This window comes from Streptomyces sp. SID13726 (assembly GCF_010548375.1).
GTDB lineage: Bacteria > Actinomycetota > Actinomycetes > Streptomycetales > Streptomycetaceae > Streptomyces.
Genome location: NZ_JAAGLY010000492.1, coordinates 1 through 433, shown reverse-complemented (window position 1 = coordinate 433; position 433 = coordinate 1). Strand labels below are relative to the sequence as shown.

At 59.6% G+C, this 433-nt stretch carries 1 protein-coding gene; it reads right to left on the bottom strand.

Annotated features, from left to right (window positions below):
• On the bottom strand, positions 1–433 hold a 433-nt coding region (locus G3I78_RS48750), incomplete at both ends, for an N-6 DNA methylase (RefSeq protein WP_164437081.1).

The window sequence follows — 433 nt, the reverse complement described above, 5'->3', positions numbered from 1 at the left end:
CGTGCATGTGGGCGTGAAGGTCCTGGATGTCTTCCGGCTCGGAGGAGTCGAGGTACCGCGGGATGTTGAGGTTGTTGTCGTTCTTCGGGTCGGCGATCTCGTGGAGCGGCACCATGCGCGAGTAGCGCTCGATCTCGGTCTGCTTGTTGAAGACGTCGACGATCTTGTGAATATCCTGGCTGCGGAGGCGGTTCTTATTGCCGTCCTTCATGAAACCCTTGGAAGCGTCGATCATGAAGACGCCAGTGCGCGCCTGGGCGTTCTCCTTGTCGAGGATGATGATGCGGGCCGCAATGTTGGTGCCGTAGAAGAGGTTCGAGGGCAGGCCGATGATCCCTTTGATGTAGCCACGGCGCAGCAACTCCTTGCGGACGATTGCTTCGGCACCGCCGCGGAAAAGTACACCGTGCGGCAAGATGACTGCGGCCTTACC